Source organism: Luteimonas wenzhouensis (assembly GCF_007859305.1).
Classification (GTDB): Bacteria; Pseudomonadota; Gammaproteobacteria; order Xanthomonadales; family Xanthomonadaceae; genus Luteimonas; species Luteimonas wenzhouensis.
On record NZ_VOHE01000001.1, the window covers coordinates 422,114 to 434,352 of the forward strand.

Annotated in this window: 10 protein-coding genes; all 10 read right to left on the reverse strand. The window is 68.1% G+C overall.

All coding sequences use genetic code 11. The features are described from left to right. Window positions 1-3: 3 nt before the first annotated feature. The 10 genes from rplB to rpoC all read right to left on the reverse strand — a co-directional run bounded on the left by rplB (window position 4) and on the right by rpoC (window position 12,202). The gene (gene rplB / locus FQY79_RS01880; protein WP_146310213.1) at window positions 4-831 is read right to left on the reverse strand and encodes a 50S ribosomal protein L2; all 828 of its coding nucleotides are present in this window, start codon (window positions 829-831) and stop codon (window positions 4-6) included. A 10-nt stretch (window positions 832-841) separates the two neighbouring features. Next, window positions 842-1,141 (reverse strand): 50S ribosomal protein L23, encoded by a 300-nt coding sequence (gene rplW, locus FQY79_RS01885; protein ID WP_146310214.1) that lies wholly within the window; start codon window positions 1,139-1,141, stop codon window positions 842-844. Beyond that, on the reverse strand, window positions 1,138-1,743 hold the full coding sequence (gene rplD / locus FQY79_RS01890) for a 50S ribosomal protein L4 (RefSeq protein ID WP_146310216.1): 606 nt from the start codon (window positions 1,741-1,743) through the stop codon (window positions 1,138-1,140). The genes rplW and rplD overlap by 4 nt, the downstream gene beginning before the upstream one ends. Before the next feature lie 12 nt (window positions 1,744-1,755). Then, entirely contained in the window at window positions 1,756-2,409 is a 654-nt protein-coding gene (rplC, locus tag FQY79_RS01895; RefSeq protein ID WP_146310218.1) for a 50S ribosomal protein L3, read from the reverse strand. Window positions 2,410-2,420: 11 nt separating this feature from the next. After that, window positions 2,421-2,732, reverse strand: a complete 312-nt coding sequence (gene rpsJ / locus FQY79_RS01900) for a 30S ribosomal protein S10 (protein WP_027071903.1) — start codon at window positions 2,730-2,732, stop codon at window positions 2,421-2,423. A gap of 509 nt (window positions 2,733-3,241) precedes the next feature. Next, window positions 3,242-4,432 carry an elongation factor Tu gene (gene tuf / locus FQY79_RS01905; protein WP_146310220.1) on the reverse strand — a complete coding sequence of 397 codons (1,191 nt, stop codon included), beginning with the start codon at window positions 4,430-4,432 and terminating at the stop codon, window positions 3,242-3,244. A 123-nt stretch (window positions 4,433-4,555) separates the two neighbouring features. Beyond that, a complete protein-coding gene (gene fusA, locus FQY79_RS01910) occupies window positions 4,556-6,652 on the reverse strand; it encodes an elongation factor G (RefSeq protein ID WP_146310221.1) in 2,097 nt (698 codons plus the stop codon). Window positions 6,653-6,825: 173 nt separating this feature from the next. After that, on the reverse strand, window positions 6,826-7,293 hold the full coding sequence (gene rpsG, locus FQY79_RS01915; RefSeq protein WP_146310223.1) for a 30S ribosomal protein S7: 468 nt from the start codon (window positions 7,291-7,293) through the stop codon (window positions 6,826-6,828). A gap of 10 nt (window positions 7,294-7,303) precedes the next feature. Next, a complete protein-coding gene (gene rpsL, locus FQY79_RS01920) occupies window positions 7,304-7,678 on the reverse strand; it encodes a 30S ribosomal protein S12 (RefSeq protein WP_146310225.1) in 375 nt (124 codons plus the stop codon). A gap of 264 nt (window positions 7,679-7,942) precedes the next feature. Beyond that, complete coding sequence (gene rpoC / locus FQY79_RS01925; protein WP_146310227.1) at window positions 7,943-12,202, reverse strand: DNA-directed RNA polymerase subunit beta'; 4,260 nt, start codon at window positions 12,200-12,202, stop codon at window positions 7,943-7,945. Window positions 12,203-12,239: the final 37 nt, after the last annotated feature.

The window sequence follows — 12,239 nt, forward strand, 5'->3', positions numbered from 1 at the left end:
CTATCAGCTCCTGCGGTCGCGCACGATGAACTGCTGCGTCCGCTTGTTCTTGCGGGTCTTGTAGCCCTTGGTCGGCACGCCCCACGGGGTGACCGGGTGCGGGTTGCCCTGGCCGGCCTTGGCCTCGCCGCCGCCGTGCGGGTGGTCGACCGGGTTCATGGCCGCGCCGCGGACGGTCGGCTTGATGCCGCGCCAGCGCTTGGCACCGGCCTTGCCCAGCTTCTGCAGGTTGTGCTCGACGTTGCCGACCTCGCCGATCGTGGCCCGGCACTCGGCCGGCACGCGGCGCATCTCGCCCGAACGCAGGCGGATCAGCGCGTACACGCCCTCGCGGGCCACCAGCTGCACGCCGGCGCCGGCGGCGCGGGCGAGCTGCGCGCCCTTGCCCGGCTTCATCTCGATGCAATGCACCGTGGAGCCGACCGGGATGTTGCGCAGCGGCAGGGTGTTGCCGGCCTTGATCGGGGCGTCGTTGCCCGCGATCACCTGGTCGCCGGCCTTCAGGCCCTTGGGCGCGATGATGTAGCGGCGCTCGCCGTCGACGTAGCACAGCAGCGCGATGTGCGCGGTTCGGTTGGGGTCGTACTCGATCCGCTCCACGCGCGCCGGGATGCCTTCCTTGTCGCGCTTGAAGTCGATGATGCGGTAGTGCTGCTTGTGGCCGCCACCACGGTGGCGGGTGGTGATCCGGCCGTGGTGGTTGCGGCCGCCGGTGCGGTCCTGGGGCTCGACCAGCGCCGCGTGCGGCTTGCCCTTGTGCAGGTCGGGCGTCACCACGCGGACCGCGCTACGGCGGCCGGGGGACGTGGGCTTGAACTTCATCAATGGCATGGGAGCTTCCTCAGGCCGTCGCGTTGATCACGTCGATCGACTGGCCCTCGGCCAGCGTCACGTACGCCTTGCGCCAGTTGCCGCGGCTGCCCTGGCGGAAGCGGAAGGACTTGCTCTTGCCCTTCACGTTCACCACGTTGACGGCCCGGACCTTGACGTCGAACAGCTTCTCGACCGCGGCCTTGATGTCGGCCTTGGTCGCGTCCTTCGACACCTCGAACGCGTACTGGTTGGACACTTCCTGCAGGCGCGCGGTCTTCTCGGACACGCGCGGCGCACGGATCACTTCATAGAGCTTGGCGTCGTTCATGCCAGCCACTCCTCGATCTTCTTCACCGCCTCGGTGGTGACCAGGACGCTGTCGGCGCCGACCAGCGCGACCGGGTCCAGGCCCTGCACATCGCGCACCTCGACGTAAGGCAGGTTGCGCGCAGACAGGTACAGGTTCTCCGAGGCATCCTCGGTGACGATCAGCGGGCGCTTGCCCAGGTCGAACTCCTTGAGCCTGGCGACCAGGCCGGCGGTCTTCGGCGCATCGACATCGAACGACTCGACCACCTTGATCCGGCCCTGGCGGTTGAGCTCGGACAGGATCACGGCCATGGCCGCGCGGTACTGCTTGCGGTTGACCTTCTGCGCGAAGCTGCGCGGCTTGGCCGCGAACGTCACGCCGCCGCCGACGAAGATCGGCGCGGTCAGCGCGCCGTGGCGGGCGCCGCCGCCCTTCTGGCGCTTGGACTTCTTGGTGGTGCCGCTGACCTCGGCGCGGGTCTTCTGCGCCTTGGTGCCGGCGCGGCCGGCGTTGCGGTACGCCACCACCACCTGGTGGACCAGGTCTTCGCTGAATTCGCGCCCGAACACCGCGTCGGACACGGACAGCTTGTTGTTGCTGCCGTTGATGGCGAGTTCCATCGTCATCTCTCCTTATGCCTTGCTCGAGGGACGGACGATGACGTCGCCGCCCGGCGCGCCGGGGACGGCGCCCTTGACGGCGATCAGGCCGCGCTCGGCGTCGACCTTGACCACCTGCAGGCGCTGGGTGGTCTGGGTCACGTGACCCATGTGGCCCGCCATCTTCTTGCCCGGGAACACGCGGCCCGGCGTCTGGCGCTGGCCGATCGAGCCCGGGGTGCGGTGCGACAGCGAGTTGCCGTGCGTGGCATCGCCCATGCTGAAGTTCCAGCGCTTGACCGTGCCCTGGAAGCCCTTGCCCTTGGTCACGCCCTGGACGTCGACCAGCTGGCCGACCTCGAAAATGTCGGCCTTGATCTCGCCGCCGACCTGGAAGTCGCCGATCTTGTCGTCGGCCACGCGCAGCTCCCACAGGCCACGGCCGGGCTCGACCTTGGCCTTGGCCAGGTGGCCGGCCTCGGGCTTGGTGAGCAGCGAGGCGCGGCGCACGCCGGCGGTGACCTGCACGGCGCTGTAGCCGTCGGTCTCGACGGTCTTGACCTGGGTGATGCGGTTGGGGGTGGCTTCGATCAGGGTCACGGGCACGGACTTGCCGTCCTCGGTGAACACCCGGCTCATGCCGGCCTTGCGGCCGACGATGCCCAACGAATGGATCTTCGCGGTCATGGTTCGGGGCCTCAGGTCAGCTTGATCTGGACGTCGACGCCCGCCGCGAGCTCGAGCTTCATCAGCGCGTCCACGGTCTTGTCGTTGGGGTCGACGATGTCGAGCACGCGCTTGTGCGTGCGGGCTTCGTACTGGTCACGCGCATCCTTGTCGACGTGCGGCGACGTGAGGATGGTGTAACGCTCGATCTTGGTGGGCAGCGGGATCGGGCCGCGCACCTGCGCGCCGGTCCGCTTGGCCGTTTCGACGATCTCGCTGGCCGAACGGTCGATCAGCCGGTGATCGAACGCCTTGAGCCGGATCCGGATTTTCTGGTCCGCCATGACGGAATTCCTTCGTTGAAAGAGCGACGGGCCCGGCGACTGGGTGCGCCGGACCCCGTGTCGATCCCCCGACCACCGGACCAACCGCGTCCGGACACCCTGGGGAACGGGAAAAAAAGCAGGGCAGACCGGTTTCCCGATCCGCCCAGACCTGGATCACAAGCGTGCCGAAACGCCCCGCCTATGTGTCCCGGAGACCTCCGGAACGGGCGGAGCACCTGCCACGCGACAAGATCCCTGTCTGGCGAAAACGAGGCACTTCCTGCACCTCATTTCGCGGTTCCGCTGCCGCCCTGACCGGCTCGGCAGCGGTGAGTCGGACATTATGAAAGCTTCACGGCACGGATGCAAGGGGTGTGTAGGCCCTCGCGGCCCGGCGGGCGCGGCGCCCCCGGTCGTCCTGCGTCGCGCCCCGGCCGGCGGACGCCGCCCGGGGGCCTTCCCTGCGCAGCGGCGGGGGCGCCCTCCCGGCGGCGCTGCCAGCGACCCCGCCGTGGCGGGGTCCGTGCTTACTTGATGATCTTCGACACCACGCCCGCGCCGACGGTCCGGCCGCCCTCGCGGATCGCGAAGCGCAGGCCCTCGTCCATCGCGATCGGGTTGATCAGCGACACCGACATCTTCACGTTGTCGCCCGGCATCACCATCTCCGTGCCCTCCGGCAGCGTCACCGCGCCGGTGATGTCCGTGGTGCGGAAGTAGAACTGCGGGCGATAACCCTTGAAGAACGGCGTGTGGCGGCCGCCCTCGTCCTTCGACAGCACGTACACCTCCGCCTCGAACTCGGTGTGCGGGGTGATCGTGCCCGGCTTCGCCAGCACCTGGCCGCGCTCCACCTCGTCGCGCTTGGTGCCGCGCAGCAGCAGGCCCGCGTTGTCGCCCGCCTGGCCCTGGTCCAGCAGCTTGCGGAACATCTCCACGCCCGTCACCGTCGTCTTGGCCGTCGGACGGATGCCCACGATCTCGATCTCGTCGCCCACCTTGATCACGCCGCGCTCGATGCGCCCCGTCACCACCGTGCCGCGACCCGAAATCGAGAACACATCCTCCACCGGCATCAGGAACGGCTTGTCCACGTCACGCTGCGGCTCCGGAATCCAGCGGTCCAGCGCTTCCACCAGCTGGATGATCGCCGGCACCCCGATCTCCGACTGGTCGCCTTCCAGCGCCTTGAGCGCCGAACCCTTCACGATCGGGGTGTCGTCGCCAGGGAACTCGTACTTGCTCAGCAGCTCGCGGACCTCCATCTCCACCAGCTCCAGCAGCTCGGCGTCGTCCACCATGTCCGCCTTGTTCAGGAACACCACGATGTACGGCACGCCCACCTGCCGCGCCAGCAGGATGTGCTCGCGCGTCTGCGGCATCGGGCCGTCCGCCGCCGACACCACCAGGATCGCGCCGTCCATCTGCGCCGCACCCGTGATCATGTTCTTCACGTAGTCCGCGTGGCCCGGGCAGTCCACGTGCGCGTAGTGGCGCGTCGGAGACTCGTACTCCACGTGCGAGGTCGAGATCGTGATCCCGCGCGCCTTCTCCTCCGGCGCCTTGTCGATCGCGTCGTAGGCGTGGAACTCGCCCCCGAAACGCTCCGCGCCGATCTTCGTCAGCGCCGCCGTCAGCGTCGTCTTGCCGTGGTCCACGTGGCCGATCGTGCCCACGTTCACGTGGGGCTTGGTGCGCTCGAACTTACCCTTTGCCATTGCTGTTGCCTCTGTGATTCGAAATGGTGACTGCCAGCCAGGCGGCGGCTGGAAACGCCTGGACGCCCCGCCCGCCGCGGCCCGCGCGCCTCCCGGCCGCGGGTCCGGGGGCGGACCGCGCCCTTAGTTCTTCTTGACCACCGCCTCGGCGATGTTGGCCGGGGCCTCGGCGTAGTGGTCGAACTCCATGGTGAAGGTGGCGCGGCCCTGCGACATCGAACGCAGCTGGGTCGCGTAGCCGAACATCTCGCCCAGCGGAATCATCGCGTTGATGATCTTGCCCGAGGGGCTGTCGTCCTGGCCCTGCAGGATGCCGCGGCGACGGCTCACGTCGCCCATCACGTCGCCCAGGTACTCCTCGGGCGTGACCACCTCGACCTTCATGATCGGCTCGAGCAGCACCGGGGAGGCCTTCATGAAGCCTTCCTTGAAGCCCATCGAGGCGGCGATCTTGAACGCCATTTCCGAGGAGTCGACCTCGTGGTACGAACCGTCGAACAGCTTCACCTTGACGTCCACGACCGGGTAGCCGGCGAGGATGCCGTTGGCCATCGCCTCCTGGATGCCCTTGTCGACCGCCGGGATGTATTCCTTCGGCACCACGCCACCGACGATCGCGTTCTCGAACTCGTAGCCCTTGCCCGGCTCCTGCGGCGAGATCTCCAGCCACACGTGGCCGAACTGGCCCTTGCCGCCCGACTGGCGGACGAACTTGCCTTCCTGCTTGACCGTCTTGCGGATGGTCTCGCGGTAGGCGACCTGCGGCTTGCCGACGTTGGCCTCGACGTTGAACTCGCGCTTGAGGCGGTCGACGATGATGTCCAGGTGCAGCTCGCCCATGCCCGAGATGATCGTCTGGCCCGACTCCTCGTCGGTGCGGACGCGGAAGGACGGGTCCTCCTGCGCCAGGCGGCCCAGCGCCAGGCCCATCTTCTCCTGGTCGGACTTGGTCTTGGGCTCGACCGCCATCGAGATCACCGGCTCCGGGAAGGTCATGCGCTCGAGCACGATCGGCGCGTCCTGGGCGCACAGGGTGTCGCCCGTGACCACGTCCTTCAGGCCCACCGCGGCGGCGATGTCGCCGGCCAGGACCTCCTTGATCTCGTCGCGGTTGTTGGAGTGCATCTGCAGGATGCGGCCGATGCGCTCCTTCTTGCCCTTGACCGAATTCAGCACCTGGTCGCCGGCGCTGAGCTTGCCCGAGTACACGCGGAAGAAGGTCAGCGAACCGACGAAGGGGTCGGTCATGATCTTGAACGCCAGCGCGGAGAACGGCGCCTTGTCGCTGGGCTCGCGGGTGAGCTCCTTGCTCTCGTCGTTCACGTCCACGCCGCGCACGGCCGGCACGTCGACCGGCGACGGCAGCAGCTGCACCACGCCGTCGAGCATCGCCTGCACGCCCTTGTTCTTGAACGCCGAGCCGCAGTACATCGGCACGATCTCGGTCTTGAGCGTGCGCTCACGCAGCCCGCGGATGATCTCCTCCTCGCTCAGCTCACCGCCCTCGAGGTACTTGTCCATCAGCTCTTCGCTGGCCTCGGCGGCGGACTCGACCATGAACGCGCGCGCCTCCTCGGCCTGGGCCTTGAGGTTCTCGGGGATGTCGCGGTACTCGAAGCTCAGGCCCTGGCTGGCGGAGTCCCAGTAGATGGCGCGCATGCGGACCAGGTCCACCACGCCCTCGAAGCCCTCCTCGGCGCCGATCGGCAGCTGCATCGGCACCGGGAACGCGCCCAGGCGCGACTTGAGCTGGTCGCGGACCTTGAAGAAGTTGGCGCCGGTGCGGTCCATCTTGTTGACGAACGCGATGCGCGGCACGTGGTACTTGTTGGCCTGGCGCCACACGGTCTCGGACTGCGGCTGCACGCCGCCAACGGCGCACAGCACGAACACCGCGCCGTCGAGCACGCGCAGGCTGCGCTCCACCTCGATGGTGAAGTCGACGTGGCCCGGGGTGTCGATGATGTTGAAGCGGTGCTCGGGGAACGACTTGTCCATGCCGCGCCAGAACGCGGTGGTCGCCGCCGACTGGATCGTGATGCCGCGCTCCTGCTCCTGCTCCATCCAGTCCATCGTGGCCGAACCGTCGTGGGTCTCGCCCAGCTTGTGGCTCTTGCCCGTGTAGAACAGGATGCGCTCGGACGTGGTGGTCTTGCCGGCATCGATGTGGGCCATGATGCCGAAGTTGCGGTAGCGTTCGATGGGGGTCGTGCGGGCCACGGGATTGCCTCAGGTTCGATGCGGTGGGAAGTCCGCGCAGGTTCGCCCGGACTGTCGCGAAGGACTCGCTTCAATGGCCGAATGCCGCCTCGCGGCGGCATCGGACATCGCGTGCGGCGGGGCCGCGGGTTGGCACCCTCGGGTGCCGCGGGGGCCGTGGCCCCCGGGAAGGATCACCAGCGGTAGTGCGCGAACGCCTTGTTCGCATCCGCCATGCGGTGGGTTTCCTCGCGCTTCTTGATCGCGCCGCCGCGATTCTCGGAAGCGTCGATAAGCTCGGCCGCGAGCTTGCGCGGCATCGAGTTCTCGCCGCGCTTGCGCGCCGACTCGATCAGCCAGCGCATCGCCAGCGCCATGCGCCGCGACTGCCGCACCTCGACCGGGACCTGGTAGGTGGCGCCGCCGACGCGGCGGGACTTCACCTCGACCGCCGGGGACACGTTGCCCAGCGCCTTCTCGACCAGCTCCAGCGGGTTGCCGTTCTTCTCGCTGATCACGTCCATGGCGCCGTACACGATCCTCTCGGCGACCGACTTCTTGCCGCTCTTCATCACCATGTTGATGAAGCGGGCGATGGTCTCGCTGCCGTGCTTGGGATCGGGCAGGACCGAACGCTGCGGGGTATTGCCTTTACGCGACATGATGTGATCCTCAGGCCTTCGGGCGCTTGGCGCCGTACTTGGAACGCGCCTGCTTGCGCTTGGCGACGCCGGCGGCGTCGAGCGCGCCGCGCACGGTGTGGTAACGCACGCCCGGCAGGTCCTTGACGCGACCGCCGCGGATCAGCACCACGCTGTGCTCCTGCAGGTTGTGGCCCTCGCCGCCGATGTACGAGATCACCTCGTAGCCATTGGTCAGGCGCACCTTGGCCACCTTGCGAAGGGCCGAGTTCGGCTTCTTCGGGGTGGTGGTGTACACGCGGGTGCACACGCCGCGGCGCTGCGGGCAGTTGGCCAGCGCAGGCGACGGGCTCTTGTAGACGACTTGGCTGCGCGGCTTGCGCACCAGCTGGTTGATCGTTGCCATCGGTCGGAAAGGTTCTTGGGTTTCGGGGCTTGCGCCCTCGTGAAAATGACGGCAGGCGGGGGCGCACCCTGCCTGCCGAGACGGAAAAGTATAGCCCGCGCCGACGGAAACCGTCAACGCAAGCCATGCCCAGACCCGCCGCCGCGGTGGCCGCGGCCGGGTGCCAAGGCGTTGTTCCGCCCCTCCTGGGCCGGACACGAGGCGCTCCCTGCGCCTCATTCCGAAATCTGGGCGGGCCCGGGGGCCCGCCGGGATGTTACCGCATCAGTTGCCGGTGGATTCCTCGCCGGGCGCCGCGGCCGGGGCCGCCGGGGCGTCCTCGAGCATGACCGCCGAGGCGTCGGCCGGAGCCTCCTCGACCGGGCCGCCGCTCAGGGTCTCGAGCTCGGAGTCGGTCAGGCCGGTGGCGCGGTTGCGGCGCCGGGTGTGGTAGGCCAGGCCGGTACCGGCCGGGATCAGCCGGCCGACGATCACGTTCTCCTTGAGCCCGCGCAGGTTGTCGCGGGTGCCGCGGACGGCCGCCTCGGTCAGCACGCGGGTGGTCTCCTGGAAGGAAGCCGCCGACAGGAACGACTCGGTCGCCAGCGAGGCCTTGGTGATGCCCAGCAGCACCGGCTCGAACTTGATCGGCAGTTCGTTGCGCGACTCCAGGCGCTGGTTCTCCTCCAGCACCCGCTGGCGCTCGACCTGCTCGCCCACCAGGTAGCGGCTGTCGCCCGGGTCGGTGATCTCGACCTTGCGCAGCATCTGGCGAATGATCACCTCGATGTGCTTGTCGTTGATCCTCACGCCCTGCAGGCGGTAGACGTCCTGGATCTCCTTGGTCAGGTACGAGGCCAGCGGCTCGATCCCGAGCAGGCGCAGGATGTCCTGCGGGCTCGGCTCGCCGTCCACGATGGTCTCGCCCTTCTCCACGTGCTCGCCCTCGAACACGATGATCTGGCGGTACTTCGGGATCAGCTCCTCGTGGTCCTCGCCGTCGGCGCCCTTGATGATCAGGCGCTGCTTGCCCTTGGTGTCCTTGCCGAAGCTGACGATGCCCGACTTCTCGGCCAGGATCGCCGGGTCCTTCGGCTTGCGCGCCTCGAACAGGTCGGCCACGCGCGGCAGGCCGCCGGTGATATCGCGGGTCTTGGAGGCTTCCTGCGGGATCTTGGCGACCACGTCGCCCACGCCCACCGGGGCGCCGTCCTGCAGGTTGACGACCGAGCGCGGCGGCAGCAGGTACTGCGCCGGCAGGTCGGTGCCCGGGATGTTGAGGTCGTTGCCGTCGGCGTCGACGATGCGCACGATCGGGCGCAGGTCCTTGCCCTGCGAGCCGCGACGCTTGGGATCGGTGATCTCGCGCGAGGCCAGGCCGGTCAGCTCGTCGGTCTTCTCGATGACGGTGACGCCGTCGACGAAGTCCACGAAGCGGATGAAGCCCGCCACCTCGGACACGATCGGGTGGTTGTGCGGATCCCAGTTGGCGACGGTCTGGCCGGCCTTGATCTCGGCGCCGTCCGGCACCGCCACGGTCGCGCCGTACGGCAGCTTGTAGCGCTCGCGCTCGCGGCCGTGCGGGTCCAGCACCGACAGCTCGCCCGAACGCGAGACCACGGTCAGGTGGCCGGCCGCGTGCTGCACGGTCTTGAGGTTGTTGAACTTGATCGTGCCGGTGGTCTTGACCGTGATGCTGTCGATCGCCGCCGCGCGCGAGGCCGCGCCGCCGATGTGGAAGGTCCGCATCGTCAGCTGGGTGCCGGGCTCGCCGATCGACTGCGCGGCGACCACGCCCACGGCCTCGCCCAGATTCACCAGGTGGCCACGGCCCAGGTCGCGGCCGTAGCACTGCGCGCACACGCCGAAGGCGCTTTCGCAGGTGATCGTCGAGCGCACCTTGATCGACGGGACGCCCGATTCCTCCAGCCTCTGCACCCAGCTCTCGTCGAGCAGGGTGTTGCGCGTGACCAGCGGATCGTCGTCGTTGCCCGGCAGGTACACGTCCTCGGCCACCACGCGGCCGAGCACGCGGTCGCGCAGCGGCTCGACCACGTCGCCGCCTTCCACGATCGGGGTCATGGTCAGGCCGCGCAGGGTGCCGCAGTCGTGCTCGGTGATCACCACGTCCTGGGCCACGTCGACCAGGCGACGGGTCAGGTAGCCCGAGTTCGCGGTCTTGAGCGCGGTGTCGGCCAGGCCCTTGCGCGCGCCGTGGGTCGAGATGAAGTACTGCTGGACGTCCAGGCCCTCGCGGAAGTTCGAGGTGATCGGGGTCTCGATGATCGAGCCGTCGGGCTTGGCCATCAGGCCACGCATGCCGGCCAGCTGGCGGATCTGCGCCTGCGAGCCACGCGCGCCGGAGTCGGCCATGATGTAGATCGAGTTCATCGACTTCTGGTCGACGGTCTCGCCCTTGGCGTTGACCACCTTCTCGGTGCCGATGGTGTCCATCATCGCCTTGGCCACCCGCTCGTTGGTGCGCGACCAGATGTCGACCACCTTGTTGTAGCGCTCGCCCGCGGTGACCAGGCCCGACTGGTACTGCTGCTGGATCTCCAGCACCTCGGCCTCGGCCTCGGCCAGGATGTCCTTCTTCTCGGCCGGGATGGTCATGTCGTCGATGCCGATCGACACGCCGGCGCGGGTGGCGAAGCCGAAGCCGGTGTACATCAGCTTGTCGGCGAACACCACGGTGTCCTTCAGGCCAAGCTGGCGGTAGCAGCTGTTGATCAGGCGCGAGATGTTCTTCTTGGTCAGCTCGGTGTTGACCAGCGCGAACGGCAGGCCCTCGGGCAGGATCTCGGCCAGTAGCGCGCGCCCGACCGTGGTGTCCACGATCGAGGACTTCTTCTCGCGGTTGCCCTCCTCGTCGGCCACGGACTCGACGATGCGCACCTTCACCTTGGCGTGCAGGCCGGCGACCTTGTTGTCGTAGGCGCGACGCACCTCGGCCACGTTGGCGAACACCATGCCCTCGCCCGGCACGTTTTCAAGCGCGCGGGTCATGTAGTACAGGCCGAGCACCACGTCCTGCGACGGGACGATGATCGGCTCGCCGTTGGCGGGCGAGAGGATGTTGTTGGTCGACATCATCAGCGCGCGCGCTTCCAGCTGGGCCTCCAGGCTCAGCGGGACGTGCACCGCCATCTGGTCGCCGTCGAAGTCGGCGTTGAACGCGGTGCAGACCAGCGGGTGCAGCTGGATCGCCTTGCCCTCGATGAGCACCGGCTCGAACGCCTGGATGCCCAGGCGGTGCAGGGTCGGGGCGCGGTTGAGCAGCACCGGGTGCTCGCGGATCACCTCTTCGAGGATGTCCCACACCTCGGCCTCTTCGCGCTCGACCAGCTTCTTGGCGGCCTTGATCGTCGTGGCCAGGCCACGGCGCTGCAGCTTGGAGAAGATGAACGGCTTGAACAGCTCCAGCGCCATCTTCTTCGGCAGGCCGCACTCGTGCAGGCGCAGGGTCGGGCCGACCACGATGACCGAGCGGCCCGAGTAGTCCACGCGCTTGCCCAGCAGGTTCTGCCGGAAGCGGCCCTGCTTGCCCTTGATCATGTCGGCCAGCGACTTGAGCGGGCGCTTGTTGGTGCCGGTGATGGCGCGGCCGCGGCGGCCGTTGTCCATCAGCGCGTCCACCGACTCCTGCAGCATGCGCTTCTCGTTGCGCACGATGATGTCGGGCGCGTTGAGCTCGAGCAGGCGGCGCAGGCGGTTGTTGCGGTTGATGACGCGGCGGTACAGGTCGTTGAGGTCGGAGGTCGCGAAGCGACCGCCGTCCAACGGGACCAGCGGGCGCAGGTCGGGCGGCAACACCGGCAGGACGGTCATCACCATCCACTCGGGGCGGTTGCCCGACTCGACGAACGCCTCGATCAGCTTGATCCGCTTGGTCAGGCGCTTGAGCTTGGTCTCCGAACCGGTGGCGGCGATCTCCTCCTTGAGCTTGAGGATCTCGGCCTGCAGGTCGATGGTGCGCAGCAGGTCATAGACCGCCTCGGCGCCCATCGCGGCCTCGAAGTCGTCGCCGTGCTCCTGGCGCGCCTGCATGTACTGCTCCTCGGTGAGCAGCTGGCCGCGCTCCATCGGGGTCAGGCCCGGCTCGGTGACCACGAACGCCTCGAAATAGAGGATGCGCTCGATGTCGCGCAGGGTCATGTCGAGCATCAGGCCGATGCGCGACGGCAGCGACTTGAGGAACCAGATGTGGGCGACCGGCGAGGCCAGGTCGATGTGGCCCATGCGCTCGCGACGCACCTTGGCCAGGGTGACCTCGGTGCCGCACTTCTCGCAGACCACGCCGCGGTGCTTCATGCGCTTGTACTTGCCGCACAGGCACTCGTAGTCCTTCACCGGGCCGAAGATGGCGGCGCAGAACAGGCCGTCGCGCTCGGGCTTGAAGGTGCGGTAGTTGATCGTTTCGGGCTTCTTCACCTCGCCGAACGACCAGGAGCGGATCAGGTCGGGCGAAGCCAGCCCGATCTTGATCGCGTCGAAGTCGGGCGTCTGCCGCTGCTGGTTGAAGAGGTTGAGCAAGTCTTTCATGTCGTTCTCCGGGATTGAGGGCCTGGTGGCGGGACCG

What these genes read in the sequence shown, in the direction of transcription:
- rplC (WP_146310218.1), bottom strand. Translation starts at nt 2,409, where the DNA reads ATGACCGCGAAGATCCATTCGTTGGGCATCGTCGGCCGCAAGGCCGGC.
- rplD (WP_146310216.1), bottom strand. Translation starts at nt 1,743, where the DNA reads ATGGAACTCGCCATCAACGGCAGCAACAACAAGCTGTCCGTGTCCGAC.
- rpoC (WP_146310227.1), bottom strand. Translation starts at nt 12,202, where the DNA reads ATGAAAGACTTGCTCAACCTCTTCAACCAGCAGCGGCAGACGCCCGAC.
- rpsL (WP_146310225.1), bottom strand. Translation starts at nt 7,678, where the DNA reads ATGGCAACGATCAACCAGCTGGTGCGCAAGCCGCGCAGCCAAGTCGTC.
- rplB (WP_146310213.1), bottom strand. Translation starts at nt 831, where the DNA reads ATGCCATTGATGAAGTTCAAGCCCACGTCCCCCGGCCGCCGTAGCGCG.
- tuf (WP_146310220.1), bottom strand. Translation starts at nt 4,432, where the DNA reads ATGGCAAAGGGTAAGTTCGAGCGCACCAAGCCCCACGTGAACGTGGGC.
- rpsJ (WP_027071903.1), bottom strand. Translation starts at nt 2,732, where the DNA reads ATGGCGGACCAGAAAATCCGGATCCGGCTCAAGGCGTTCGATCACCGG.
- rplW (WP_146310214.1), bottom strand. Translation starts at nt 1,141, where the DNA reads ATGAACGACGCCAAGCTCTATGAAGTGATCCGTGCGCCGCGCGTGTCC.
- rpsG (WP_146310223.1), bottom strand. Translation starts at nt 7,293, where the DNA reads ATGTCGCGTAAAGGCAATACCCCGCAGCGTTCGGTCCTGCCCGATCCC.